The organism is Streptomyces sp. NPDC088812 (assembly GCF_044750285.1).
GTDB lineage: Bacteria > Actinomycetota > Actinomycetes > Streptomycetales > Streptomycetaceae > Streptomyces.
In genome coordinates this window covers 1-1,097 of record NZ_JBIVJP010000095.1, presented here as the reverse complement: position 1 = coordinate 1,097, position 1,097 = coordinate 1, and the positions used below count along the sequence as shown (strand labels likewise).

Annotated in this window: 1 protein-coding gene; it reads right to left on the bottom strand. The window is 67.7% G+C overall.

Features of this window, described 5'->3' with window-relative positions; all coding sequences use genetic code 11:
• Positions 1–502 (bottom strand): DnaB-like helicase N-terminal domain-containing protein (locus tag ACIP67_RS43435; RefSeq protein ID WP_401700277.1); only part of this gene is annotated, 502 nt, incomplete at its 3' end.
• Positions 503–1,097 lie beyond the last annotated feature (595 nt).

Genomic DNA, 1,097 nt, shown 5'->3' with positions numbered 1-1,097 from the left:
ACTGGCGGTTCTCCGCCACCTTGTAGATCTCGGACTGCGCCTCGTTGACGATCTCCTCGACCTCGCCGTCGCCCTGATACCCCAGCTGGGTGATCTTGGTGCCGGCGGTCACGAGGCGGCGCAGGACAGCCTTCTCCGCCACGATCTCCGCGTAGAAGCTCGCATTGGCGGCGGTGGGCACGGACTGGATCAGCTCGTGCAGCACGGCGGGGCCGCCCACGCGGCTCAGCTCCTGGCGCTTGTTCAGCAGGTCCGCCACGGTGACGGCGTCCGCGGGTTCACCGCGGCCGTAGAGGTCGATGATCGCCTCGTAGATCATCTCGTGGCTCGGCCGGTAGAAGTCGTGGCCGCGCAGCAGCTCCACCACGTCCGCGATCGCGTCCTTGGAGAGCATCATGCCGCCCAGCACCGAGCGCTCCGCCTCCAGGTCCTGGGGCGGCAGGAAGCGTTCAGAGGAACGGCCGCCGTCGTAGGAGCCCGAGTCTCCGTAGTTCTCAGTCAACGTCCGGAGACTCCCTTCCCACAGCCCGCACGACGGCGGCCCTCGCCGGTCTTCCCGGCCCTGATTCCTCTGTTGTCACCGCCCGTGCCGCCGCACCCTCCTGCAGGCGGACGGTGCGACGGTCCCCGGGGCGACGGTCCGAGCGGATGCGCGCCTGTCAGTGGTCACCTGCGGCCAATACCCGCCCTCGCGTTGGGGATACCACGCGACACTACGCGCGCCGTGGAGGCTGGGCAACCGCGTTTCCCACAGGCCTTGTGGACAACGTGTGGATTCGGCGGCGTGTCGTGTGGATCGGCTGGGGACCACGCTGGGGACAACCGCTCGGCCACTCCCAGAATCCGGCTCTGACCTGGGACGATGCGATCCCCAGGCCTGTGGAGGAAGATTCTCCACCCCCCTTTCGGCCCCATCGATCCGACTTGACAGCATCCTCGTTTGTGCCCTCATCACACCGCCTGGTACACGCCTATCCACACCGTCGTCCACACCCTCCACATCTGTGGACAACTCCTGTGGACAAGGTGCCCTGATCTGGGGACGGCGAAGTTGACAGCCTCTGCCCGCGGCCCCGGGTCCTCCCCGCGCCCACCTC